Origin of the sequence: Pseudomonas sp. FW300-N2A2, assembly GCF_017351735.1 — a bacterium.
In the GTDB taxonomy this organism is placed as follows: domain Bacteria; phylum Pseudomonadota; class Gammaproteobacteria; order Pseudomonadales; family Pseudomonadaceae; genus Aquipseudomonas; species Aquipseudomonas migulae.
Genome location: NZ_JACNDU010000003.1, coordinates 107,499 through 133,411 on the forward strand (window position 1 = coordinate 107,499; position 25,913 = coordinate 133,411).

Below are 25,913 nucleotides of genomic sequence, written 5' to 3' on the forward strand. Positions count from 1 at the left end.
CCACACAAGGGTCACGGTACAGCCGTGGCCCTTTTGCATTTGGATGGGTCATGAAAAGCAAAACCATTCGCCGCTGGTCCTTTGTCCACACCTGGACCAGCCTGATCTGCACGGTCTTCCTGCTGATGCTGGCACTGACTGGCCTGCCGTTGATCTTCCACCACGAAATCGACCACTTGCTGGGCGATGCCGCCGAGTTGCAGCAGCTGCCGGCCGACACCCCGCAGCTGAATCTGCAGCAGTTGGTGCAGGCCGCCCAAAAACATCGCCCCGGCGAGGTCATGCAGTATTTCGGCTTCGACGAAGACGAACCGAACGCCGCCATCGCGATCATGGCGGCCACTGCCGGCACCGAACCGAATTCGTCGCACACCTTCATGCTCGACGCCCGCACCGGTGAAGCGCTGGAGATGCCATCGGCCAACGGCGGCTTCATGATGGTCATGCTGCGCCTGCACGTGGACATGTTCGCCGGCCTGCCGGGCAAGCTGCTGCTGGCGTTCATGGGGATTCTGTTTGTAGTGGCTATCGTGTCCGGGACGGTGCTGTACCTGCCGTTCATGCGCCGGTTGAAATTCGCCACCGTGCGCCAGGACAAATCCACGCGCCTGCGCTGGCTCGACCTGCATAACCTGATCGGCGTCGTCACCCTGACCTGGGCGCTGGTGGTCGGCGTTACCGGCGTCATCAGTGCCTGTGCCGACCTGCTGATCGCCGCGTGGCGCAATGACAGCCTGAGCGCGATGGTTGCACCGTATCGCGATGCGCCGGCGCTGACGCAACTCGCGCCTGCGACCCGCTTGCTCGACATCGCCAAAGAAGTCGCGCCCGGTATGCAGCCAGACTTCATCGCCTTCCCCGGCACGCGGTTTTCCAGTGAGCACCATTACGCGGTGTTCATGAAGGGCAGCACGCACCTGACCTCGCATCTGCTGACGCCGGTGCTGATCGACGCCAGCACCCTGCAAGTCACCGCCGTGGCCGAACGGCCGTGGTACATGGACGCCATGGGCATGTCGCAGCCGTTGCACTTCGGCGATTACGGCGGCATGCCGATGAAAATCCTCTGGGCGACCCTCGATGTGCTGACCATCATCGTGCTCGGCAGCGGGGTTTACCTGTGGGTGGTGCGGCGCAAAGCGGCAAGGACTGTACTGGAACAAGCGGAGGCCAACGCATGAAGCCGCGGCAGTCGAATTTCTGGAAGGTCTTCTCCACGCCGACGGTCATCGCGCTGCTCAGCGCTGCCGGGTTGTTCGCGGCCTTGCTGGGCGATGGCGTTTGGGATGCGCTGAGCTGGCTGGGCCTGGGCATCCCGGCCGTCCTCGCCTTGCGCGGCCTCCTACAACGCCGATAACCACACCAAACCTGTAGGAGCGAAGCTTGCTCGCGAAGGGATCGCCTCGGTCTGACTGAAGGACCGAGGCGATCCCTTCGCGAGCAAGCTTCGCTCCTACAAGTTGTGTGATCCACGCGCTATGCTCCCGACACTGCAAACCGACCGAGATGCCGCCATGTCCGCCCCGAGCATGACCCTCTACCACAACCCGTTGTCGCCCTTCGTTCGCAAAGTCATGGTGCTGCTGCACGAGACCGGTCAGCAAGACCGCGTCGCCCTGCAAAACTGTGTGCTGACCCCGGTCGCCCCGGACCTGCCCCTGATCGATGACAACCCGCTGAGCAAAATCCCGGCCCTGCGCCTGGCCGACGGCAACGTCATCCATGACAGCCGGGTGATTCTCGACTACCTCGACCACCAACACGTCGGCAACCCGCTGATTCCCCGCGAAGGCTCCGCGCGCTGGCGTCGCCTGACCCTGGCCTCCCTGGCCGACGGGATCATGGACGCTGCGGTGCTGGTGCGTTACGAAGTCGCCCTGCGCGCCCCGGAAAAACACTGGGACGAATGGCTCGACGGCCAACGCGACAAGATCCGCCGCGCCTTGGCGCTGCTGGAAAAAGACGCGATTGCCGAGCTGACCAGCCATTTCGATGTGGCGGCGATCAGTGTGGCGTGTGCGTTGGGTTACGTGGATTTGCGCCATCCGGACCTGGGATGGCGCGAGGTGAATCCGAAGCTGGCGGACTGGTATTTTGAGGTGAGCCAGCGGCCTTCGATGGTGGCGACGATGCCGAAGGGCTAGATTTTCGCTGACTGTTCCGGCCTCTTCGCGAGCAAGCTCGCTCCTACATTTTGATCTGTGGTGTGCATATATTTTGTGTTCACTGGAGATCCACTGTGGGAGCGAGCCTGCTCGCGATGGCACCACACCGGATCTACCGGAAACAACCCAAAAATCAGCGTCGCCAAAACTTCCCCTTCCCGCTGATCCTCACGCAACCCCAACGACCGGCTCATTCCACCACCCCGATATCGAACTCCAGCGGCTTGGCCGCCTTCTGTCCGATCCCGTACCAGTCCAGTTTGCGGGTCAGCACCATGAACACGCCCAGCAACCCGAACAGCAACAACGACCCCATCAACAGCGCGTAATCCTCGGCGCTCAACAAGCCATAGAGCAGGCCATACAACGCCGCCAATCCTGCCGAAAAACTCAAGCCGTGGCGCACGCTGCGCAGCACGTGGCAGACATAGAAACCGATCAACAACACGCAGCCGCTGGCCGACAACAGATACGCCAGGGCAAAACCGATGTGCTCGGACAACGACAGCAACAGCAGATAAAAGAACGCCAGCGCCACGCCCACCAACGCGTATTGCACCGGGTGCACCGCCAGGCTCTTCAGGACTTCGAAGAGGAAGAAACCAGCGAAGGTCAGGACGATGAACAGCAGTGCGTATTTGATCGCCCGGTCGCTTTTCAGGTACTGGTCCACCGGGTCGATGAAGCTCACGCCGAAGCTGCGGCCGCTGAACGCGTCACAGTCGCCACCGGACACGCAACTGCTCAATGCTTCTTGCAGGTTGGTGGAGAAAAACGAGGTCTGCCAATTCGCGGTAAAGCCCTGATCGGAGACTTCGCGTTGGGTCGGCAGGTAGTTACCGATGAAGCTCGGATGCGGCCAGTTGGCGGCCAGCGAGACTTTGCTGGTCTTGCCCACCGGGAGAACCTGCAACTGGCCGGTGCCTTGCAAACGCAGGTCGAAACCGAAGGCTAGCTCCGTGGCCTGACGTGGGTCAAGCGCTGGCAGCGTCACGTGCACACCTTCGCCCAACCAGCCCACCTGACTGCCGGGGATGAAGTCCAGGCGCTGGTCATTGAGTTCCAGTTTCAATGCATTCTCGATGCCGCGAATGTCGCTGATCCCGACGGCGAGAAATGGCTGATCGAACTGGTAGTCGGCGAAATCTTCCTTGATGCCCAGTTGCGCCGGTACCGAGAAGTGTCCGCTGATGCGGTTGTCGGCGTGGAACAGCCGCGCCTCGTAGATGCCCCGGGAACGCAGCTCGGTCTGGACCTGCCCGTCGAGTTCGAAACGCTCCGGCAGGAAGTACAAACGGCCGCGCTCTTCGCCAATGTCCTGGTAACGCTCGTTGGTTTTTTCGTTGAGCTTCCAGGTGCGCACCACTTTGCGATAAGGCACCACCATCAACGGCCCGCTCAGGCGCTGGCTGTAGCTGGAACTGCGCGCAATGTCTTCGAGCACACCGTCGCGCAGTTCCTGGCGCTCCTGGATCACGCCGTTGATCATCAGCAACGGGATCAGCAACAACAGAATCAGCAGGGCAATGGCCCCGAGTTTTATGGTCAGATTTCGGTTCATGGGACTCTCCCTGTTTGGATGGGGAGAGTCTGGGATGGGTGTGTGGGGGTTTTGTGGGGGAAGTATGGAGATTATGTGGAGACTGGGCCGGCCCCTTCGCGAGCAAGCCCGCTCCCACATTGGATCTCCAGTAAACACAAAATGTGCGCCCCCAACAGATCGACTGTGGGAGCGGGCTTGCTCGCGAAGGGAGCGACTCGGTTCTAAGCCAGGCGCAAAGTCACTTCAACCCCGCCCTCGACATTGCCAATGCTCAATGTCCCGCCATGCAGCTTCACCACTTCCTCTACAAAATTGAGCCCAAGCCCTGTGCTCTTGCGCCCACTGTCCGGACGCGGCAACGAATAAAAGCGCTCACTCAATCGCGGCAACGCATATTCGGGAATCGCTTCGGCCTGATTGAACAGTTTGAATTCAATCTGTTCGCCAATACGCTCGGCGCTGAATCGCAGCACGCCATTCACCGGCGTGAAATCCAGCGCATTTTCCAGCAGATTACCCAGCGCCTGACGCAACAAAAACGGTTCGCCAATGATTGCCAGATCCGTCGGAATCGCCTGATCCACGCGTAACCGTTTCCCTTCGATGCGCCCGGCCTGAGCACTCAGCAGCTCATCGACCAAACCCGCCAACGGCACGGCCACCCGCTCTTCCAAGCCTTGGCGCTGCTCAACCTGCGCCAGATTCAGCAACCGTTCGATCAACTGCTGCATCCGCACGCTTTCGCTGTCGATGTTACTGACGAAACGCTGCCGTTGCGCCAACGGCATCTCCCCTTGCAGCAATTCCGCCGCACCACGAATCGCCGCCAGCGGGCTTTTCAGTTCATGGGTCAGCGTGTGCACGTAACGCTCAACGTAGGCCTTGCCTTCGAGCTGCGTGCGCATCTGTTCCACGGCGGTCGCCAGTTGCTCCAGCTCGCCGCCGCGATAGTGTGGGACCTCGACTCGCCGGCCTTCACTCACGGCTTTCGCATAAGCGGTCAAGCGCCGCAATGCCGCGCTCAGCCACCACGACAGCAACGCGCCAAACAGCAAGCCGAGGCCGATCAGCCCGGCGCCATACGCAAGCAATCGGCGCTCGGTGCGATCGACGTAAGGCTGCAACGAGCTGTTAGGTTTGGCCACGGTGACCACGCCGATGATCCGACCGTTGTCGCGGATCGGTGCGCCAACGTGCATCACCGAAGAGCTGGCATCGTTCGGATCACTGCGACTGGAGCGGGCGCCGTATTCACCGCGCAAAGTCAGCAGAACATCGTTCCAGCGCGAGTAATCCTGACCCACCGCCACACCGCTGGAATCCAGCACCACGATGCCCTTGGCGTCGGTGACGTAGATGCGGTGGTTGACCTGATTTTTCGGCAACCCCCAGATGCTCGCCTTCGGTTGCCGCTCGCCATAGGCCTTGAGCAATTCGGGCCAGCGGTTCTGATTGAGCGTGCCGGCCTTGAAATCATCGCGCAGGATCTCGGCCATCAGGTTGGCGGTATCGACCAGGGTTTCTTCGGTGGACTGACGCACACCGGGGCGGATTTCCTCCATCACGGTGTTGAGCACGAAATAGCCGGTCAGGCCGATGAACAGCACATAGACCAGGAATATCCGGATCCCCAAGGGCATCAGCTGTGCCCCGGACTGTAGCTGTAACCGAGGCCGCGATGGGTCTGGATCGGTTCGGCGTCAGCCTTCACCAGACGCAATTTGGCGCGCACGCTCTTGATGTGGCTGTCGATGCTGCGCTCATACCCGGCGTCGGCGGCGACGCCCAGCGCATCGAGCAACTGCTCGCGGCTGAACACGCGTTCGGGTTGTTCCAACAGGCATTGCAGCAGACGGAATTCGTGGCGGGTGAGGCTCAGCAACTGGCCGCGATAGCAGATCTGTACCCGCTCGCTGTCGATGCGAAACAGCGCAGAGCCAGCGTCGGCCACAGCACGCGGCGCCATGCGCTTGAGGATGGCCCGCACGCGTGCGGCCACTTCCCGTGGGCTGAACGGCTTGACCACATAATCGTCGGCACCGATTTCCAGGCCCACGACACGGTCGATTTCCGCATCACGCGCGCTGAGGAAAATCACCGGCACTTCACTGAAACGGCGCAGTTGCTTGCAGGTTTCGAAGCCGCTGATATCCGGCAGGCCGATGTCGAGAATGATCAGATCGGCCGGCGTCTGCCGCTGATGGTCCAGCGCGGAGGCGCCAAGGCTCAGCCACGTCGTGGTGAACCCTTCGCCCTGCAAGGCGAAAATCAGGGTGTCGGCAATCGCCGCTTCGTCTTCGACAATCAGGATATGAGGCATGGCGTCCGAGCCCGGCAGTTGAGTGGGCGAACGGTGCCCCATGCCTCACGTCACGTCAATGAGACCACTTGAAATCAGCAGTCGGGCTTGTCCGCCGTAAAACGTCGCGCCGGGTTCACGGCCGCGCCGAATTCACGCAGGGCTTTGGCGCCGATCAGCAGCGGGTAGTTGAAGCTGCTGCGGTCGGTGAGGTTGACCTCGACCGTGCGCTTGACGTTGCCCAGGCACAGTTCCAGATCGACCACCGGGCGCTTGGTGGGCGCCGCGACATCTTCATCCTCGTCCTCTTCGGAGCGGGTCTTGATCTTGCTGATCCGCGCGACCTTGTGTTCGTAGACCTTGTTGCTCGCGTCTTTGGTGGCGAGGCGGAAGCGCACCCATTCTTCGCCGTCGCGAGTGAAGGTTTCGATGTCCTTGGCCGACAGCGAGGCGGTCAGGGCGCCGGTGTCCATTTTGGCCTTGAGCACTTCACCGCCGATTTCCGGCAGCGCAATGTATTCGTAGCGCCCGTACAGGGTCGGCTCGGCGGCCAGGACCGGCAGGGCCACGAGGGAAAGCAATGCGAGGAGGGATTTCACGTAAGGGGCATCCTGGGAAAGTGGGCAGCGGAATTTTAGACCGTCAGTGAGCAATTCGTTCGTTCTTGAGATCGCTTCGCGGGCAAGCCTCGCTCCTACAAGGCCTGCGCCATTCCTGTAGGAGCGAGGCTTGCCCGCGAAGAGGCCGTAACAATCGCCACAGTTCCAGCATACCCACGCAACCGTGAAACATTCGTTCCCCCCGATTTGGCCTGTCGCCCGAAGCTGCTTATCATGGCGCGCCCAAACGCTTTCAAGAGTTACTTATGCGCCGCCTGCTCACCGGCTGTTTCGTTACCCTGCTGCTGTTGCTCAACACCCTGGTCCTGTTCGGGCCGCTGATGGTGTTTGCCCTGCTCAAACTGGTCCTGCCCGGCCGCTTGCGTGATTACGCATCAGCGGCAGTGATGTGGATCGCCGAGACCTGGGCCGAGATCGACAAGCTGATCTTCCGTCTGTGCATCCCCACGCAATGGGACGTGCGAGGCGGCGATGACCTGCGGGTCGACACGTCGTACCTGGTGATCAGCAACCACCAATCCTGGGTGGACATTCCGGCACTGATCCAGACGCTCAACCGGCGCACGCCGTTCTTCAAGTTCTTCCTCAAGAAAGAACTGATTTGGGTGCCATTCCTGGGCCTGGCGTGGTGGGCGCTGGATTACCCGTTCATGAAGCGTTACACCAAGGCATTTCTGGCGAAGAACCCGACGCTTGCCGGCAAGGACCTGGAGATCACCAAAGCGGCGTGCGAACTGTACAAGCGCCAGCCCGTGACGGTGGTCAATTACCTGGAAGGCACCCGGTTCACGGCGGCGAAAAGCACTCAGCAGCAGTCACCGTTCACCCATTTGCTCAAGCCCAAGGCTGGCGGCGTGGCGTTTGTGCTGGCGGCAATGGGTGAACAGTTGGACGCCATTCTCGATGTGACGGTGGTGTATCCGCAGCAGAAGATTCCGGGGTTTTGGGATTTGATCAGCGGCAACGTGCCGAGGGTCATCATTGACATCAAGACCCGCGAACTCGACCCCGCGCTGTGGCAGGGCGATTACGAGAACGATCCGGTGTTTCGCGAAACGGTCCAGAACTGGGTCAACCAGCTCTGGATCGAGAAGGACCGGCGCATCGACGCCTTGCGCGCCGAGCGCCGCTGAATCAGGTGCCGGCGCCCCAGATCCCGCCCAGGTTCTGCAGCAGCGAACCGGCGACGCCCTGCTGACCGAGGTATTGCAGAATCAGCGGGGCAAACTGACCGATCATGCCGCTTTCCATGCCCAATGCGCTGAACGCATTGTTAAGGTCATTGGTGTCCTTGACGTTGCCCAAGACATTGTCCAGCCCGGCCACCTTGCCGGACGAACCGAGCAAACCGGCGATGGCCCCCAGTTCACCGCCGCCGGACAGCATGTCGATGCCCGGTACGCTTTGGGCCAGTTCCGAATAGTCGGTTGAACTCAATTGATTCTTCGCCAGGCCGAGCATCGCTCCGGTACCGCCAAGCAATTGTTGTGGCGTCAGGTTCAACTCGCTGAGCGCACCCAGCAGATCGGCTGTTTCAGCAGTCGGCGCTGCCGCTGTGGTGGCGTTATCGTCCTTCATGCCGGAAATGGCACTGGCTGCATCGCTCAAGCTGAACTGAGCGAAGACCGGACTGGCCACCAGAGTCATGAGCGATGCCAGTACAAAACCACGTGAAAACTTCATCCAGACATCCTCTTGCGCCATGAAAACCGCCCGGCAATGGGCGGAAAAACCTGCCGATTTGACTCGGCTTCTGCCGGCATGTTCCTCAGCGCTACGCCCATTTTGAGCCCGTTCGTCACTGGACAGATGGATGACTCAAACAAAAACGGCGACCCGAGGGTCGCCGTTTTGCATTGCGTGAAGCCTTATGCCGCGCTGAACAGTTTGTGTGGATCGATCACAAACTTCTTCGGCACGCCTGCATCGAACTCACCGTAGCCCTGAGGTGCTTGATCCAGGCTGATCACCTGAACGCCCACCACTTCGGCGATGTTGATGCGGTCCCACATGATCGCCTGCATCAGCTGGCGGTTGTACTTCATCACCGGAGTCTGGCCGGTGTGGAAGCTGTGGGATTTGGCCCAGCCCAGACCGAAGCGAATGCTCAGGCTGCCCATTTTCGCGGCCGCGTCCACGGCACCCGGGTCTTCAGTCACGTACAGGCCTGGGATACCGATTTTGCCGGCTACCCGAACCACGCCCATCAACGAGTTGAGTACGGTGGCCGGAGCCTCGTGCTTCACGCCGTCATGGCCGTGACCACGCGCTTCGAAGCCCACGGCGTCGATGGCGCAATCCACTTCTGGCTCGCCCAGCAATGCGGCGATTTGTTCGTGCAGTGGCGTGTCCAGGGACAGGTCGGCGATTTCAAAGCCCTGCGCCTTGGCGTGCGCCAGGCGAACGGTGTTGACGTCACCGACGATGACCACTGCCGCACCCAGCAGGCGAGCGGAAGCGGCAGCCGCCAGACCAACCGGACCGGCACCGGCGATGTACACCGTGCTGCCTGGGCCAACGCCGGCAGTCACTGCGCCGTGGTAACCGGTCGGCAGGATGTCGGAGAGGCAGGTCAGGTCGCGGATTTTTTCCATCGCGCGATCGCGGTCAGGCAGTTTCAGCAGGTTGAAGTCAGCGTACGGCACCATTGCGTACTCAGCCTGGCCGCCGGTCCAGTCGCCCATGTCGACGTAACCGTAAGCACCGCCCGGACGTGCCGGGTTAACGCTGAGGCAGACGCCGGTGTGCATTTCCTTGCAGGAACGGCAGCGCCCGCAAGCCACGTTGAACGGAACGGACACCAGGTCGCCGATCTGCAGGTTCTCGACGTCGCTGCCCTTCTCGATCACTTCACCGGTGATTTCGTGACCCAGTACCAGACCGGTTTGAGCAGTGGTACGACCGCGCACCATGTGCTGGTCGGAACCACAGATGTTGGTGGAAACCACGCGCAGGATCACGGCGTGGTTGATCTTCCTGCCACGCGGGTCCTGCATTTTCGGATAGTCGATTTTCTGTACTTCGACCTTGCCAGCGCCGAGATACACCACACCACGATTGCCAGACATGCTTTCACCTCGCTGTTGTTTTTATGTAATAGCCGCGTCGCCCAGGATCGGCGGCGCGTTGATTGCTCGGGTTATTGCCTGTGTGTCTTGTGTTGTTTGTTATGGCCTCATCGCCGGCAAGCCGGCTCCTACAGGGAACCGCAATCAACTGTAGGAGCCGGCTTGCCGGCGATAGGCTGCGAAGCAGCCTCAAAATCTAAAGAACAACCGTGCGATTGGCGTTGAGGAACACCCGTCGCTCAATGTGATACCCAACCGCTCTGGCCAACGTCAGCCCCTCGATATCCCGCCCCTTGGCGATCAAATCTTCCGGGTAATGACTGTGGTCCACCACCTCCACGCCCTGGGCGATGATCGGGCCTTCGTCCAGGTCGTTGTTGATGTAATGCGCCGTGGCGCCGACCAGTTTCACGCCCTTGTTGTAGGCCTGGTGATACGGCTTGGCGCCTTTGAAACCGGGCAGCAGGGAGTGGTGAATATTGATCGCCTTGCCATCGAGTTTGCGGCACAGCTCCGGCGACAACACCTGCATGTAGCGCGCAAGGATCACCAGCTCGGCACCGGATTCTTCGATCACCTGCAACACCTGGCGCTCTTGCGACGGTTTGTCGTTCGGGTCGAGCGGGAAGTGGTAGTACGGAATCTGATGCCAGTCGGCCAACGGCTTGAGGTCCGGGTGGTTGGAAACCACGGCGGCGACGTCCATCGACAACTGGCCGATGCGTTGGCGGTAGAGCAAATCATTGAGGCAGTGATCGGCCTTGGAGACCATGATCACCACTTTCGGGCGGTGATGCGGCGGGGTCAGCTCGAAGATCATGCCGAACGCCTGGCCACGCTCTTCCAGCCCGGCGCGGAAGGCTTGTTCGTTGAAGCCGTCAGGCTGACGGAATTCCACGCGAATGAAGAAACGACCCGAGAGCCGGTCATCGAACGAATGGTGCTCGGTGACGTAGCAGCCCTGCTCGAACAGAAAGCGGGTCACCGCGTCCACGGTGCCGAGGACGCTTGGGCAGTCGGCGGTCAGAATCCATGTGTCTGGGGCGCGGCTCATAGTGCGGTGACTCCTGTTGTTATGGGCAACCGCTGCGCGGTTGATCGCCGGCAAGCCGGCTCCTACAGGTCAGATGAACAACTGTAGGAGCCGGCTTGCCGGCGATAAAATCTCAGGCCTGAACGCTAAGCCCGTACTCGGCCGCCGCATCCTGCAACCACAACCACCAGTAATCCGAGAAGCTGCGACGGATCAGCAGTTCCCAGGTGTCTTCGGCGGTGTGGCGGATCACCAGTTGCGACTTGGCAAACACGGTGCCGACAGCCTTGCCGACCGGGAAGCTGTTGGGGTGTACGTCGTAGCTGGTGGACTTCATCAGCACCTGGCGCACGTTCGGACCGCTCAGTTCGAGGATCTGCTGGCCACCGCTGACGTTGACGATCTGGATATGCAGGTCGCCCAGCGCTTCACGGAGTTTTTTCTCGGCGGCAAATTCTTCGCCGGTCGGCACGATCAGCAAATACTCATCCGGCCCCATCCATTGCAGGCTGGTTTCGCCCTTGACGATGACGGTCAGCGCGCTCGGCAATTCGATGCCCAGGGCCTTGTGCACGCCAGCGGCAAACGCGGCATCGTGGCCATCGCCACGGATGGTCAGGTGGCCGAGGAGTTTTTTCTCACGCACGATCACGCCGGCGTTTTTGCGACCCTTGCCGACCAGGCTGGCGAGGTCGGCATGATGCAGCGACGACTCGGCCTTGGCCCCGGTGGTTGGGCGTTGTTGGTAAACATTGGCTGCGGTCATAAAGCACCTTTCCTGAATTCTGTTGTGAGGCTTGCGGTGACTGATCTGGCGTCATCGCCGGCAAGCCGGCTCCTACAAATCGCATACATCCTGTAGGAGCCGGCTTGCCGGCGATGCGGTGCATCAGATGCACCACATCCGGCAATCACACGTTCTGGCGATCGCCTTTCGGATCGAAGAACACCGAAGAAACGATTTCCGCCTCGATCACGCTGCCGTCGGCCAGCGGTGCGAATACGCGCTCGCCGATCCGCTTCAAGCCGCCCTTGACCACGCCCATGGCAAACGAATAGCCGAGGGAGTTGTGCAGGTAGCTGGAGGTGACGTGACCGACCATCGTCATCGGGATCGTCTGCTTGGTGTTGAACACCAGTTGCGCACCTTCCGGCAGCCATTTGGTCGGATCGATCGGCTTCAGGCCCACCAGTTGTTTACGTTGATCACGCACGCAGTCTTCACGGTTCATGCCACGCCAGCCGATCCACGAGAACGGTTTGGTGCGACCGACACACCAGCCCATGTTCAGGTCGTCCGGGGTCATCGAGCTGTCAGTGTCCTGACCGACGATGATGAAGCCCTTCTCCGCACGCAGGATGTGCATGGTTTCGGTGCCGTACGGCGTCAGGTTGTACTGCTTGCCGGCCTCAGCGATTTTTTCGAGCACGCCCATGGCGTAGTCGGCTTGCACGTTGACTTCGTACGACAGCTCACCGGTAAACGAGATCCGGAACACCCGCGCCGGTACACCGCCGACCAGACCTTCTTTCCAGGTCATGAACGGGAAGGCTTCGTTGCTCAGGTCGATGTCGGTGACTTCGCTGAGCAGCTTGCGGCTGTTCGGCCCGGACAGGGTCATGGTTGCCCAGTGATCCGTCACGGAAGTGAAGTACACCTTCAGCTCTGGCCATTCGGTCTGTGAGTAGATTTCCAGCCATTGCAGCACGCGTGCAGCGCCGCCGGTGGTGGTGGTCATCACGAAATGGTTGTCGGCGAGGCAGGCAGTCACGCCGTCGTCGAAGACCATGCCGTCTTCTTTGCACATCAGGCCATAACGCGCCTTGCCCACGTCGAGCTTGGTCCAGGCGTTGGTGTAGACGCGGTTGAGGAACTCACGCGCATCCGGGCCTTGAATGTCGATCTTGCCGAGGGTCGACGCATCCAGCAGGCCGACGCTGTCGCGCACGGCTTTGCATTCGCGTTTCACGGCGGCGTGAATGTCTTCACCGTTTTTCGGGAAGTACCAAGGACGTTTCCACTGACCGACGTCTTCGAACTCGGCGCCGTTCTTCACGTGCCAGTGATGCAGCGCAGTGAAGCGTACAGGTTCGAAGATGTGCCCACAGTGACGGCCGGCCACGGCGCCGAAAGTCACCGGCGTGTAGTTCGGACGGAACATGGTGGTGCCCATCTGCGGGATGGTCACGTTCAGCGAACGGGCCGCGATGGCCAGGCCGTTGACGTTGCCGAGCTTGCCCTGGTCGGTGCCGAAGCCCAGTGCGGTGTAGCGTTTGACGTGCTCGACCGACTCGAAGCCCTCGCGGGTCGCCAGTTCAATGGCGGCGGCGGTGACGTCGTTTTGCAGGTCAACGAATTGCTTCGGCGCACGTGCGGTGTTCTTTTCGTGCGGCACCTGGAACAGCGCCAACGTAGGCTCTTCCAGGCGGCTCAGGGCTTTCGGCAAGGAGCCTTCGACCACACTGAAACCGGCTTCGCTGGCTGCGCGAGCGCCGCCTTCAAAACCGTCGGCCAGCGAATCGCCGAGGCCGTAGACGCCGTTGATGCCACCGACGCACACGCGTTTCTGCGGTGCTTCGCCCGGTACAAAACCGAGGATGTCTTCACGCCAGATTGGCTTGCCACCCAAGTGCGAAGCCAGGTGAACCACCGGGCTGTAACCGCCGGAACTGGCAACCAGGTCGCATTCGAGCCACTCGCCTGGGCTGGTCACGGCGTGGGCTTTGACGTCGATCGCTGCAACGCGAGCGGCGGTCACGTGCTTGCTGCCACGGGCCTCGATCACGGCGCTGCCGGTCAGGATGCGAATGCCTTTGGCACGGGCTTCTTCAACCAGTGCACCACGCGGGTTGCTGCGGGCGTCGGCGATGGCCACCACTTGCAGGCTGGCGTCGAGCCAATCCAGTGCAACGCGGTAGGCGTGATCGTTGTTGGTCGACAGCACCAGTTTTTTACCCGGTGCCACGCCGTAGCGACGGACGTAAGTCGACACAGCGCCGGCGAGCATGTTGCCCGGCACGTCGTTGTTGCCGTAGACCAGTGGACGCTCGTGAGCGCCGGTCGCCAGGACTACGCGCTTGGCGCGAACCCGGTGGATGCGCTGACGCACCTGGCCAATCGGGGCGCGGTCGCCGAGGTGATCGGTCAGGCGCTCGTGAATGGTCAGGAAGTTATGGTCGTGGTAGCCGTTGACCGTGGCGCGCGGCAACAGCAGCACGTCCGGGGTGTTCTTCAGTTCGTCGAGGACACTGGCGACCCATTCCACGGCGGGCTTGCCATCGAGGCTTTCGCGGGAGTCGAGCAGGCTGCCGCCGAACTCTTCCTGCTCATCGGCCAGAATGACGCGAGCACCGCTGCGAGCGGCTGCCAAAGCAGCTGCCAGGCCAGCCGGGCCACCGCCGACGATCAGCACGTCGCAGTGCTGGTTCATGTAGTCGTAGGTGTCCGGATCGTTCTCGGTCGGCGAGCGACCAAGACCGGCAGCCTTACGAATGTACTTCTCGTAAGTCATCCAGAACGATTGCGGGTACATGAAGGTTTTGTAGTAGAAGCCCGGTGGCATCAGCTTGCCGCCGACCTTGCCGAGAATCCCCATCATGTCGTTGTTCACGCTCGGCCAGCCGTTGGTGCTGGTGGCGACCAGGCCCTGGTACAGCGCTTGTTGCGTGGCGCGTACGTTCGGGATTTGCGTGGCTTCGGTCGCGCCGATCTGCAGCACGGCGTTCGGCTCTTCGGCACCGGCGGCGAAGATGCCGCGCGGACGGGAATACTTGAAGCTGCGACCGATGATGTCAACGCCGTTGGCCAGCAGTGCAGCGGCCAGGGAATCGCCTTCAAAGCCTTTGTAGGTCTGGCCGTTGAAGGTGAAGCTCAGCACTTTGTTGCGGTCGATCCGTCCGCCGTTGGACAGGCGATTGATCTGGCTCATACCTTCTCTCCCAGAGCCGTCGTAGCCGCTTTCGAGCTATCGGTCTTGTCGGTGAATTGTGGCTTGGTGCCGATCTTGTAAGTCTCGAGAATCTCGTAGGTCACGGTGTCGCGGGTGACGTTGAAGTACTGACGGCAACCGGCAACGTGATCCCACAGCTCGTGGTGCAGACCGCGAGGGTTATCGCGGAAGAACATGTAGTCGCCCCACTCCTCGTCGGTGCAGGTGTTCGGATCCAGTGGACGCGGGATGTGCGCCTGGCCGGATGCGTGGAATTCCTCTTCAGAGCGCAGCTCGCCGCAGTGAGGACAGAAGATATGCAACATGGGGATTTCTCCTGTTAGTGGGCAACCGCAGCAGCGCCGTGTTCATCGATCAACGCACCGTTGTGGAAACGGTCGATGGAGAAAGGTGCGGCCAATGGGTGCATTTCACCCTTGGCCAGGCTCGCGGCAAACACGTTGCCCGAACCAGGTGTTGCCTTGAAGCCACCGGTGCCCCAACCGCAGTTGAAGAACATGTTTGGTACCGGGGTTTTCGAGATGATCGGGCAGGCATCCGGCGTGGTGTCGACGATGCCGCCCCACTGGCGGTTCATGCGTACGCGGGACAGCACTGGGAACATCTCGACGATGGCCTGGATGGTGTGCTCGATCACCGGGTACGAACCACGCTGGCCGTAGCCGTTGTAGCCGTCGATACCGGCGCCGATCACCAGGTCGCCCTTGTCGGACTGGCTGATGTAACCGTGTACGGCGTTGGACATGATCACGCTGTCGATAATCGGCTTGATCGGCTCGGACACCAACGCTTGCAGCGGGTGGGATTCGATCGGCAGACGGAAACCGGCGAGTTTGGCCATGTGCCCGGAGTTACCGGCCGTGACCACGCCGACGCGCTTGGCGCCGATGAAGCCCTTGTTGGTTTCAACGCCGATGCACACGCCGTTTTCCTTGCGGAAACCGATCACTTCGGTCTGCTGGATCAGGTCCACGCCGAGTGCGTCAGCGGCACGGGCAAAGCCCCATGCCACGGCATCGTGACGGGCGACGCCGCCGCGACGCTGGACGGTAGCGCCCATCACCGGGTAGCGAGTGTTCTTGGAGCAGTCGAGGTACGGAATCTCGTCCGCTACTTGCTTGGCATCGAGCAGTTCGCCGTCCACGCCGTTGAGGCGGTTGGCGCTGACCCGACGCTCGGAATCACGAATGTCCTGCAAGGTGTGGCACAGATTGTAGACGCCGCGCTGGGAGAACATCACGTTGTAGTTCAGGTCCTGGGACAGGCCTTCCCACAGTTTCATCGCGTGTTCGTACAGGTGCGCCGACTCGTCCCACAGGTAGTTGGAGCGAACGATGGTGGTGTTGCGCGCGGTGTTACCGCCGCCCAGCCAGCCTTTTTCGACCACGGCCACGTTGGTGATGCCGTGTTCCTTGGCCAGGTAGTAAGCCGTGGCGAGACCATGCCCGCCACCGCCGACGATGACCACGTCATAGACCTTTTTAGGGGTCGGCGTGCGCCACATTTTCTGCCAGTTTTCATGATGGCTGAGGGAGTGTTTGAAGAGGCCGAAGCCCGAGTAGCGTTGCATAGTCATTTACTCCAAAACCGCGCTCAGCGATAAACCGGGAAGTCCGCGCACAGGGCCGACACTTGCTGCGCGACGTTCGCTTCGACATCGGCGTCGCCGAGGTTGTCGAGGATGTCGCAGATCCAGCCGGCCAGCGTGACGCACTGGGTCACCTTGAAGCCGCGCGTGGTCACCGCAGGGGTGCCGATGCGCAGGCCGGAAGTGACGAACGGCGACTGAGGATCGTTCGGGACAGCGTTCTTGTTCACAGTGATGTGGGCGCGACCGAGTGCTGCATCCGCCTCTTTGCCGGTGAGGCCCTGACGAATCAGGCTGACCAGGAACAGGTGGTTATCGGTGCCGCCGGACACTACATCGTAGCCGCGTTTGATAAATACGCCGGCCATGGCCTGGGCGTTATCGATCACTTGTTGCTGGTAAGCCTTGAAACCTGGCTCCAGCGCTTCCTTGAAGCACACCGCTTTACCGGCGATGACGTGCATCAGCGGGCCGCCCTGGGCACCCGGGAACACGGCTGCGTTGAGCTTCTTCTCGATTTCTTCGTTGGCCTTGGCCAGGATCAGGCCGCCACGCGGACCGCGCAGGGTCTTGTGGGTGGTGGTGGTCACCACGTCGGCGTACGGCAGCGGGTTCGGGTACAGACCGGCAGCGACCAGACCGGCAACGTGGGCCATGTCGACGAACAGCAGCGCACCGACCTTGTCCGCGATCTGACGGAAGCGTGGGAAGTCGAGGGTCTTGGAGTAAGCCGAGAAACCGGCAACGATCATTTTCGGCTTGCACTCGACGGCCAGGCGCTCGACTTCGTCGTAGTCGATCAGACCGGTCTTGGTATCGATGCCGTACTGCACGGCGTTGTACAGCTTGCCCGAGGAGGAAACCTTGGCGCCGTGGGTCAAGTGACCGCCGTGGGCCAGGCTCATGCCCAGAATGGTGTCGCCGGCTTGCAGCAGGGCCAGGTATACGGCGCTGTTGGCCGAAGAACCGGAGTGCGGCTGCACGTTGGCGTAATCGGCGCCGAACAGTTGCTTGGCGCGTTCGATGGCCAGCGCTTCAACCTTGTCGACGTGCTCGCAGCCACCGTAGTAGCGCTTGCCCGGATAGCCTTCGGCGTATTTGTTGGTCAGGCCGCTGCCCTGCGCTTCCATGACGCGTTTGCTGGTGTAGTTTTCGGACGCGATCAGCTCGATGTGATCTTCCTGGCGTTGCTCCTCGGCATTCATCGCCGCCAGCAGTGCATCGTCGTAACCTTTGATCTGGTCTTGCTTGCTGAACATCGCGTCTCTCCCAGCGGCATCTGTGCGCCATTCGTCTCGGTAAGGCACGGCGTTTCGGCAGTGCCCTTTGATAGCGATGGTATGACCGGCGCAGACAGGTCAAATGCCTACGGACGCCACGCAAAGGTGCGTTTACGACATAGACCGAAATGGCTGAACGAACACGATCCTTGAACCAGTAGAGATCCCTGTGGGAGTGAGCCTGCTCGCGATAGCGGCCTTACATTCAACATTGATGTCGACTGACCCGCCGCCATTGCGAGCAGGCTCGCTCCTACAGGGGTTAGGTGACGATTTGACGGACGAGTAGCAGCAGCAGGAAATGCAGCGGATAAAGGGCATACGCCCAACGCCGCATCGGTGGTGGCGTTATTTGTCGCGTATGTCGCAACAGGAACATTCCCAACAGCGGTGCGACCAAGCAAGTGGCAATGCCGAGGATCGCCGCACCGTTACCCAACCGGGCGGAGTAATACAGCACCTCCCACTGATTGGCGGCCAGACAGATCAACCCCGGCAACAGGCTGAAATACCAGGGCCGCTTGATCACCAGCAACATCGCCAGCGGCAACAACACACCAAAAACGCCGAACATCAGGTATTCCGTGAACACTGCTGCCAGCACTAAGACAGCAACCGCAAGCAGGCGCGATGGCAGCGTTTTTTGCTGCCAGCCACGCGCGACCAACAATCCGAGCGCCAGTGTAGGCAGCACGTTCAAGGTGTCGGGATCGGGGATGAACATCCTGTAAGGGATTTCGCTGATAGCACTAAACAGAATCAACCAGCCCAGATACCGCCATTGATGTGTGACTTGTCGTGAACGCGACAGGTTCGCCGCCATTGCCAGACAAAACCACGGAAACGCCAGTCGTCCGGGCACATACAGCAGATCGAGGGAATAACCGACATATCGCAGGTGATCGAGCACCATGCTCAGCAGCGCCAGCCACTTGAGCAGATCCAGTGCCCCATCCCGTTGAGTCATGTGCATAATCGCCCGTCGTCTTTGTATTTTTCTGTCAGACGCATCCTGTGTGCTCGCCGGATGATCTTCGGTAAAGTGCGCACCATCATTGACCACGAGACGCTTCACCATAAGCGTCCCGACCACGGAAAGCAGGGCCATGACCGATAAGAGCCAACAATTCGCCAGCGACAACTATTCCGGTATCTGCCCTGAAGCCTGGGCGGCGATGGAACAGGCCAACCACGGCCACCAGCGCGCCTACGGCGACGATGAATGGACCGCTCGCGCGTCCGATGATTTCCGCAAACTGTTCGAAACCGACTGCGAAGTGTTCTTCGCCTTCAACGGCACCGCCGCCAACTCCCTGGCCCTGTCGTCGTTGTGCCAGAGTTACCACAGCGTGATCTGCTCGGAAACCGCCCACGTCGAAACCGACGAATGCGGCGCGCCGGAATTCTTTTCCAACGGCTCCAAGCTGCTGGTCGCCCGCACCGAGAACGGCAAGCTGACCCCGGAATCGATCCGCGAAGTGGCCCTCAAGCGCCAGGACATTCACTACCCGAAACCGCGCGTCGTGACCCTGACCCAGGCCACCGAAGTCGGCAGCGTCTACACCCCGGAAGAAATCCGCGCCATCAGCGCAACCTGCAAAGAACTCGGCCTGAACCTGCACATGGACGGCGCGCGCTTCTCCAACGCCTGCGCGTTCCTCGGCTGCACACCGGCCGACCTGACCTGGAAGGCCGGCGTTGACGTGCTGTGCTTCGGCGGCACGAAAAACGGCATGGCAGTGGGTGAGGCGATTCTGTTCTTCAACCACAAACTGGCCGAAGACTTCGACTACCGCTGCAAACAGGCCGGGCAACTGGCCTCGAAAATGCGTTTCCTCTCGGCACCGTGGGTCGGGATCCTGGAAAACGATGCCTGGCTCAAATACGCCCGCCACGCCAACCATTGTGCGCAACTGCTGGCGGAACTGGTCAGCGATATCCAGGGCGTGGAACTGATGTTCCCGGTGCAGGCCAACGGCGTGTTCCTGCAACTCTCGGAACCGGCCATCGCCGCACTGACCGCCAAGGGCTGGCGCTTCTACACCTTCATCGGCAACGGCGGCGCCCGCTTCATGTGCTCTTGGGACACCGAGGAAGAACGCGTACGTGAATTGGCAGCGGATATTCGCGAAGTGATGTCCCGCTAACAACACAAACCCTGTAGGAGCCAGCTTGCTGGCGATTGCTACCACGCGGTACACCCGACACACCGCCATCGCTAGCAAGCCAGCTCCTACACACTCGCGCCCCGCCTCCCATCCCGCGTACGACACAAACCTTGTAGGAGCCAGCTTGCTGGCGATCGCCGCAACGCGGTACACCCGACACACCGCCATCGCTAGCAAGCCAGCTCCTACACACTCGCGCCCCGCCTCCCATCCCGCGTACGACACAAACCCTGTAGGAGCCAGCTTGCTGGCGATCGCCGCAACGCGGTACACCCGACACACCGCCATCGCCGGCAAGCCGGCTCCTACAAATCCCCGCCCTACCTCCCATCCCGCGTATGACACAAACCCTGTAGGAGCCGGCTTGCTGGCGATCCAGACGACGCGGTGCACCTGACACACCGCCATCGCCGGCAAGCCGGCTCCTACAAATTCGCGCCCTGCCTCCCATCCTGCGTACGACACAAACCCTGTAGGAGCCAGCTTGCTGGCGATTGCCGCAACGCGGTGCACCTGACACACCGCCCTCGCCAGCAAGATGCACCAAGCATGTTGGTCTACATTGAAGCGCTCAGATAACAATAATCAGGAGCGCACGCATGTCCCTTCAAGGCAAAACCCTGTTCATCACCGGCGCCAGCCGCGGGATTGGTCGTGAGATCGCGCTGCGGGCCGCGCGCGATGGGGCGAACATCGTGATTGCAGCCAAAAGTGCCGAGCCGCACGCCAAATTGCCGGGCACGATTTTCAGCGTCGCAAAGGAAGTCGAAGCCGCTGGCGGCAAGGCGCTGGCGCTGCAGGTAGACGTTCGAGATGAAGTCGCGGTGCGTGAGGCACTGGCCCAGGCCAACGAGCATTTCGGCGGCATCGATGCACTGGTCAACAACGCCGGCGCGATCAAGCTGACCGGGGTTCAGCACATCGAGCTCAAGCGCTTTGACCTGATGCACCAGATCAACACCCGCGCCGTATTGCTGTGCAGCCAGGCAGCCCTGCCTTACCTGAAGAAAAGCAGCGGTCATATCCTCAACTTGTCACCACCACTGAACCTGGCAACCAAGTGGTTCGCCCAATACAGCCCGTACACCGTGACCAAATACGGCATGAGCATGCTCACGTTGGGCATGAGCGAGGAATTCAAGAATTACGGGATCAGTGTCAACTCGCTGTGGCCGCAGACGATGATCGCCACCGCCGCCATCGAATTTCAGCTAGGTTCGCGTGAATCCTTCAAACATGCGCGCACGCCGGAAATCATGGCGGATGCTGCTCACGCCATCCTGGACAGCAGCGGTCGCAGCATCACCGGTCGGCTGCTGATTGATGAGGAAATTCTGCGGGAGCACGGCGTAACCGAATTCGATCATTACCGCTTTGAGCCCGGCACCAACGACAAGCTGATGCCAGACCTATTCGTCGACTGAGATATCCACAACCTTGTAGGAGCTGTCGAGTGAAACGAGGCGGCGATCTTTTGACTTCAAAAATCAAGGTCAAAAGATCGCCGCCTCGTTTCACTCGACAGCTCCTACAGGTTTATCGTGCGACCATCAATACTCGATGCGAACGTCGCCCTTCGGCACGCTGCAGCACGACAGGATGAACCCTTCGGCTTCGTCTTCTTCGGTGATCCCGCCGTTGTGGTCCATCTCCACTTCGCCGCCAAGCTTGAGCACCTTGCAGGTGCCGCAAATGCCCATGCCGCAAGCTTTCGGAATCATCAGGCCGACCTTGGCGGCCGCCGCATGCACGGTCTCGCCCGGTGCCACGCGGATGCTCTTGCCCGAGGCGGTGAATTCCACCTCATGCAAATCAGCCGCATCGATTTCCGGCGCCTCAGCGGCCTGCTCGGCATTCTCCACGGCATCGGCGATCGCCTCTGGCGGCGTGGCGCCGAACGATTCCTCGTGGTAGTGCTTCATATTGAAGCCGGCGTTTTCCAGCAGGCGCTTGACCGCGTTCATGTAAGGCGTCGGGCCGCAGCAGAACACTTCGCGCTCAAGGAAGTCCGGAACCATCAGTTCCAGCATCTTGTGGTTCAGATAACCGCGATAACCGGCCCATGGCTCACCGAAACCATGTTTTTCACAGATCAGGTGCAGGCTGAAATTTTCGATCCGCGCGGCCATGTGTTCCAGCTCGCGGTGATAAATGATGTCTTTCGGCGAGCGGGCGCTGTGGATAAACGCCATGTCGACATTGCCGTTGGTATCGAAGAACCAGCGGGCCATGGACATGCACGGCGTGATGCCCACGCCGCCACTGAGGTACAGCACTTTCGGGTTCGGGAAGTCGATCGCGTTAAACAGCCCGACCGGGCCGTGCACCGCCAGTTCGTAGCCTTCATGCAGGGTGTCGTGCAGCCAGTTCGAGACCTTGCCGCCCGGCACGCGCTTGATCGTTACCGAAAAGCTGTACGGCACCGAGGGCGAACTGGAAATGGTGTACGAACGCATGATCTGCTGGCCATCGATTTCCAGCTCCAGGGTGACGAATTGCCCCGGCTTGAAGAAGAACATGATCGGCTGGTCGGCCATAAAGCAGAAGGTGCGCACATCCCAGGTTTCCTGGATGACTTTGACGCAACGGACGATGTGTCGGCCATTGGCCCAGGTCTGGGTGGTTACCGGATTCAGGAAGCTGTTGGACATGCTGTTCTCCACCGCCGATGGTCGGCCTTATGTTGACGATTCTGCGTATAGCGCAGACCACCCATTTACCTATCTGCGACATTCACATACTTATCGCGACCAGCCCCCAACTGCCGGGGGTTACGCGTCGGGAACAGATTGGGCCATGTCGCCCATGGATAAGGTTCCGGGCAACGCCGGCCCCACACTCGCCCCATACCAAGACATAACCTTTACACCTTGCGTAGCAACCCTGATCAGCCACTTTCGCGGCCACGCAGATGGCCTTGAGGATATACACGATGGACGTCACCGCAAAAATCAGCCTGGGCGATCCGCTGGAACCCGCACGCAAGGCCACCGCGCAGATGCTGCAAGAGCGCGAGCGCACCTTCTCGCTGCCGCAGCCGTTTTACTCTGACGAGCGGCTGTTTGATATCGACATGCAGGAGATCTTCCAGAAAGAGTGGTTGATTGCCGGCATGACCTGCGAAATCCCGACCAAGGGCAACTACCTGACCCTGCAAGTCGGCAAGAACCCGATCATCGTGATTCGCGGCGCCGAAGGCGTGGTTCACGCCTTCCACAACGTCTGCCGTCACCGCGGTTCGCGGCTGTGCACCAGTGATAAAGGCAAAGTCGCCAAGCTGGTCTGCCACTACCACCAGTGGACCTACGAGCTGGACGGCCGCCTGCTGTTCGCCGGCACCGAGATGGGCGCCGATTTCGACATGAAGCAGTACGGCCTCAAACCGGTGAACGTGAAGACCGCCGGCGGCTATATCTTCATCAGCCTGTCGGAGAACCCGCCGGCCATCGATGACTTCCTGTCGACGCTGAACCATTACATGGAACCGTACGACATGGAAAACACCAAGGTGGCGGTGCAAACCACCTTGATGGAAAAGGCCAACTGGAAACTGGTGCTGGAAAACAACCGCGAGTGCTACCACTGCAACGCGTCGCACCCGGAACTGCTGAAAACCCTGCTGGAATGGGACGACGTTACCGACCCGCGCGCCGACCAGGCGTTCAAGGACCACGTCGCCGCTTCCGCCGCTGCCTGGGAAGCCGAGAAGATCCCTTACGCCCACGCCAGCTTCGGCCTGCGTAACCGCATCGTGCGCATGCCGCTGCTCAAGGGCACCGTGTCGATGACCATGGACGGCAAACAGGGTTGCGCCAAACTCATGGGCCGCATCAAGAACCCGGACCTGGGCTCGATGCGCATCCTGCACCTGCCGCACTCGTGGAACCACTGCATGGGCGACCACATCATCGTCTTCACGGTGTGGCCGATCAGCGCGCAGGAAACCATGGTCACCACCAAGTGGATCGTGCACAAGGATGCCGTCGAAGGCGTCGACTACGACGTGGAGCGCATGCGCCAGGTCTGGGATGCCACCAACGACCAGGACCGTCGCCTGGCTGAAGAAAACCAGCGCGGGATCAACTCCTCGGCTTACCAGCCAGGGCCTTACTCCAAGACCTATGAGTTTGGTGTGGTGAACTTTGTGGACTGGTACAGCGAGCGTCTGCTGAACAACCTCGGCGCTGAGCCTGCGCCTTACCTCAAAGGGGTTCCGGTTCAGGGTTAAAGATCAAAAGCATCGCCGGCAAGCCGGTCTCGCTCCCACAGGGGATTTGTGATCGACACAGATCCAATGTGGGAGCGAGACCGGCTTGCCGGCGATAGCGTCCGACTGATCACCGCATCACTATCTGCAATACCCCTCCCCTCCATAGAACTGTACGAAATATGATCTATTGCGTTCAGCGCTATGCCGTTCGTGGCTTCCAGCCTTCCGCAAACAAGTTATCCACACCTCCACCCACAGCTAATGGGGACAAGTGTGCGACACCCCCTAACTTTCTCCACAGAAACCGAAGAAAATCCGTGACTTATCCAGAAGCAGGGTTTTGAACAGCGATTGGTTGTTTTTTGACCTGACACCTGAAAGCCACGCAACACGTGGCCTGTAGCGGATGGCGAACACCTTATCCACAGAAGCGCCAACAGACTTTGGGGGCAACTTCGCCGCCTCTGTGGAAAACCGCCGAAAGCCGCGATAAATCAGGGTTTGCGCGAGGTTCGCCCCTCCAAACCGGCAAATTGATCATTTTTTAATCATGCAGCGTACAGGCCCGGTTTATATGGCCTGTAGCGGACAGCGAACATCTTATCCACAGAAGCGCCAACAGAGATTGGGGGCAAGTATTGGCGAACGAACAGACTTATCCTCTGGAAAAAGCCCGAAAAAACCGCAACTTAAGCTGGTTGTTTTTTGTACGAAGGCTTGCAGGGCTTGATTTGTATGGCGTGTAGCGATGGGCGAACACGTTATCCACAGAAGCGCTAACAGGGATTGTGGGTAACCGTGATCAAACCCTGTTGAAACAGGACAAGCCTGAAGCAATATCCAGATTCAACTCGTAATCATTGAATGCACGCCATCCGAGCAAAATCGACGGCACGTACTGCCCAAGCAGCATCGACGGCGGGATCGTAAAGTCCGGGTAGTACTTGTAGGCGATCAGACGCGTACGCCCGGACAAGCTCAACTCGCCCTTGAAGATCTGGTGGTGCGGCTTATCGATGACATGAACAGGTGAAGTGCCGGGCGAGGCGGATGTCAGGTAATCCACATTGCCGGTGTCGATAATCGCCACGGTCGCACGCCGATCCAGCCGCGCAGCAAGGGTCAATCGTTGATTGATGTCGATACGGACGAAGGTGACCGGCGAATCACATCGTGTGGGCGCTGCAGCGTTGATCTCCAGCGTCTTTTTCGTAATGGTCAATCGTCCCAGCTTACCGATCAGGTCGAGCCCCAATAAGTTATCCCGGTCACTGACAAACACCAGGACGTTCCTGAACTCGCTAGCACCGATCTTCAGGGACTCAAGGATTCCGAGTTTGGCCGCCAGGTCCCGCTCGCCGTAGAAAGTGCTGTAGCCGTAATCAGAGTCGGTCAGCAGCTTGATGCCCATCTGCTTCGCGGTTTCGCTGTTGACCCGGGTTTGCGGGGCGCCCGTATCAAGAATGAACCGCGCCGAAACACCGTTGGCGGCTTTGACATCGAGGTACGGCAGCACTTCATTCGTCTCGTGGCCATCGTTTGGGGAAGGATGAATCGGCAGCACTTCGCGTCGCGGTGATCTTGTCAGCGAGAAATCGGCGACCTGCCGCAAGGTCGCGATCGATTCACGGCCGAACATGGAGAACAACTGTTGGAGTTCAGGGTCATTGGCGATGGCCTGAGCGTGGCGCCGCTTGATTGCCAGGTAGTAATCGGGTAGCTGGTTGGCGGCCTTGGTCTCGAACATTCTGGCGAGAACGGTGACTGAACAATTGAGGTTTTTATCAGGCGCCAACACCTGATCGCAGTGTTGCTTCATTTGCGCCAGGGAGGCATGCCGCCCCTGCGCAGAGTCGATCCATTGATAGAAATCCGGATCGCCCTGGCGGGTTTCAGCGGCCGCAACCATCACAACCAGCATCACGCCACAGATCAGACATGTCTCACGCCGACTGACCGCGTTCATCGACAACCCATTCCTGAAAACGA

Annotated in this window: 22 protein-coding genes; 7 read left to right on the plus strand and 15 right to left on the minus strand. The window is 60.3% G+C overall.

Annotation, left to right across the window (positions count from 1 at the left end):
- The first annotated feature begins 50 nt into the window (after positions 1–50).
- From J4E42_RS06110 to J4E42_RS06120, 3 genes are all read left to right on the plus strand, one after another.
- A complete protein-coding gene (locus J4E42_RS06110) occupies positions 51–1,181 on the plus strand; it encodes a PepSY domain-containing protein (RefSeq protein ID WP_207284831.1) in 1,131 nt (376 codons plus the stop codon).
- Positions 1,178–1,357, plus strand: coding sequence for a hypothetical protein (locus J4E42_RS06115; RefSeq protein ID WP_207284832.1), 180 nt, complete (start codon positions 1,178–1,180; stop codon positions 1,355–1,357). The genes J4E42_RS06110 and J4E42_RS06115 overlap by 4 nt, the downstream gene beginning before the upstream one ends.
- Positions 1,358–1,514: 157 nt before the next feature.
- The gene (locus tag J4E42_RS06120) at positions 1,515–2,144 is read left to right on the plus strand and encodes a glutathione S-transferase (RefSeq protein ID WP_008045154.1); all 630 of its coding nucleotides are present in this window, start codon (positions 1,515–1,517) and stop codon (positions 2,142–2,144) included.
- A 211-nt stretch (positions 2,145–2,355) separates the two neighbouring features.
- On the opposite strand, the gene creD is transcribed toward J4E42_RS06120, so the two are convergent.
- From creD to J4E42_RS06140, 4 genes are all read right to left on the minus strand, one after another.
- A complete protein-coding gene (gene creD, locus J4E42_RS06125) occupies positions 2,356–3,726 on the minus strand; it encodes a cell envelope integrity protein CreD (RefSeq protein WP_207284833.1) in 1,371 nt (456 codons plus the stop codon).
- Positions 3,727–3,929: 203 nt separating this feature from the next.
- The gene (creC, locus tag J4E42_RS06130; RefSeq protein ID WP_207284834.1) at positions 3,930–5,348 is read right to left on the minus strand and encodes a two-component system sensor histidine kinase CreC; all 1,419 of its coding nucleotides are present in this window, start codon (positions 5,346–5,348) and stop codon (positions 3,930–3,932) included.
- Positions 5,348–6,028 (minus strand): two-component system response regulator CreB, encoded by a 681-nt coding sequence (creB, locus tag J4E42_RS06135; RefSeq protein ID WP_207284835.1) that lies wholly within the window; start codon positions 6,026–6,028, stop codon positions 5,348–5,350. Before creB ends, creC begins: the two co-directional genes overlap by 1 nt.
- Before the next feature lie 74 nt (positions 6,029–6,102).
- Positions 6,103–6,606 (minus strand): ATP-dependent zinc protease, encoded by a 504-nt coding sequence (locus J4E42_RS06140; RefSeq protein ID WP_008045158.1) that lies wholly within the window; start codon positions 6,604–6,606, stop codon positions 6,103–6,105.
- 266 nt (positions 6,607–6,872) lie between these two features.
- Here J4E42_RS06140 and J4E42_RS06145 point away from each other — a divergent pair, with 266 nt between their 5' ends.
- Positions 6,873–7,760 (plus strand): acyltransferase, encoded by an 888-nt coding sequence (locus J4E42_RS06145; RefSeq protein WP_192416781.1) that lies wholly within the window; start codon positions 6,873–6,875, stop codon positions 7,758–7,760.
- Position 7,761: 1 nt separating this feature from the next.
- Here J4E42_RS06145 and J4E42_RS06150 read toward each other — a convergent pair whose 3' ends face one another.
- The 9 genes from J4E42_RS06150 to J4E42_RS06190 form a co-directional block, all read right to left on the minus strand.
- Positions 7,762–8,310 (minus strand): DUF2780 domain-containing protein, encoded by a 549-nt coding sequence (locus J4E42_RS06150; protein WP_207284836.1) that lies wholly within the window; start codon positions 8,308–8,310, stop codon positions 7,762–7,764.
- Between the two features lie 185 nt (positions 8,311–8,495).
- On the minus strand, positions 8,496–9,695 hold the full coding sequence (fdhA, locus tag J4E42_RS06155; protein ID WP_008035029.1) for a formaldehyde dehydrogenase, glutathione-independent: 1,200 nt from the start codon (positions 9,693–9,695) through the stop codon (positions 8,496–8,498).
- Positions 9,696–9,891: 196 nt separating this feature from the next.
- Positions 9,892–10,749, minus strand: coding sequence for a formyltetrahydrofolate deformylase (gene purU / locus J4E42_RS06160; protein WP_207284837.1), 858 nt, complete (start codon positions 10,747–10,749; stop codon positions 9,892–9,894).
- Positions 10,750–10,861: 112 nt separating this feature from the next.
- Positions 10,862–11,494 carry a sarcosine oxidase subunit gamma gene (locus J4E42_RS06165; RefSeq protein WP_008035033.1) on the minus strand — a complete coding sequence of 211 codons (633 nt, stop codon included), beginning with the start codon at positions 11,492–11,494 and terminating at the stop codon, positions 10,862–10,864.
- Positions 11,495–11,639: 145 nt separating this feature from the next.
- Positions 11,640–14,657, minus strand: coding sequence for a sarcosine oxidase subunit alpha (locus J4E42_RS06170; protein ID WP_207284838.1), 3,018 nt, complete (start codon positions 14,655–14,657; stop codon positions 11,640–11,642).
- The gene (locus J4E42_RS06175) at positions 14,654–14,983 is read right to left on the minus strand and encodes a sarcosine oxidase subunit delta (RefSeq protein ID WP_008035036.1); all 330 of its coding nucleotides are present in this window, start codon (positions 14,981–14,983) and stop codon (positions 14,654–14,656) included. Before J4E42_RS06175 ends, J4E42_RS06170 begins: the two co-directional genes overlap by 4 nt.
- 14 nt (positions 14,984–14,997) lie before the next feature.
- Positions 14,998–16,248, minus strand: a complete 1,251-nt coding sequence (locus J4E42_RS06180; RefSeq protein ID WP_007947735.1) for a sarcosine oxidase subunit beta — start codon at positions 16,246–16,248, stop codon at positions 14,998–15,000.
- A gap of 23 nt (positions 16,249–16,271) precedes the next feature.
- Positions 16,272–17,525, minus strand: coding sequence for a serine hydroxymethyltransferase (glyA, locus tag J4E42_RS06185; protein ID WP_008035038.1), 1,254 nt, complete (start codon positions 17,523–17,525; stop codon positions 16,272–16,274).
- Between the two features lie 283 nt (positions 17,526–17,808).
- On the minus strand, positions 17,809–18,519 hold the full coding sequence (locus J4E42_RS06190; RefSeq protein ID WP_207284940.1) for a TraX family protein: 711 nt from the start codon (positions 18,517–18,519) through the stop codon (positions 17,809–17,811).
- A 133-nt stretch (positions 18,520–18,652) separates the two neighbouring features.
- On the opposite strand from J4E42_RS06190, the gene J4E42_RS06195 reads away from it, so the two are divergent.
- Positions 18,653–19,693: a low specificity L-threonine aldolase gene (locus J4E42_RS06195; protein WP_008035042.1), complete on the plus strand. Its 1,041-nt coding sequence runs from the start codon at positions 18,653–18,655 to the stop codon at positions 19,691–19,693.
- Positions 19,694–20,313: 620 nt separating this feature from the next.
- A complete protein-coding gene (locus J4E42_RS06200; RefSeq protein ID WP_207284839.1) occupies positions 20,314–21,138 on the plus strand; it encodes an NAD(P)-dependent oxidoreductase in 825 nt (274 codons plus the stop codon).
- 126 nt (positions 21,139–21,264) lie between these two features.
- Here the strand turns inward: J4E42_RS06200 and gbcB are convergent, their stop codons facing one another.
- The gene (gene gbcB / locus J4E42_RS06205) at positions 21,265–22,365 is read right to left on the minus strand and encodes a glycine-betaine demethylase subunit GbcB (protein ID WP_008033237.1); all 1,101 of its coding nucleotides are present in this window, start codon (positions 22,363–22,365) and stop codon (positions 21,265–21,267) included.
- A gap of 281 nt (positions 22,366–22,646) precedes the next feature.
- On the opposite strand from gbcB, the gene gbcA reads away from it, so the two are divergent.
- The gene (gbcA, locus tag J4E42_RS06210) at positions 22,647–23,942 is read left to right on the plus strand and encodes a glycine-betaine demethylase subunit GbcA (protein WP_008033238.1); all 1,296 of its coding nucleotides are present in this window, start codon (positions 22,647–22,649) and stop codon (positions 23,940–23,942) included.
- A gap of 784 nt (positions 23,943–24,726) precedes the next feature.
- Here gbcA and J4E42_RS06215 read toward each other — a convergent pair.
- A complete protein-coding gene (locus J4E42_RS06215) occupies positions 24,727–25,890 on the minus strand; it encodes a retropepsin-like aspartic protease (protein ID WP_207284840.1) in 1,164 nt (387 codons plus the stop codon).
- Positions 25,891–25,913 lie beyond the last annotated feature (23 nt).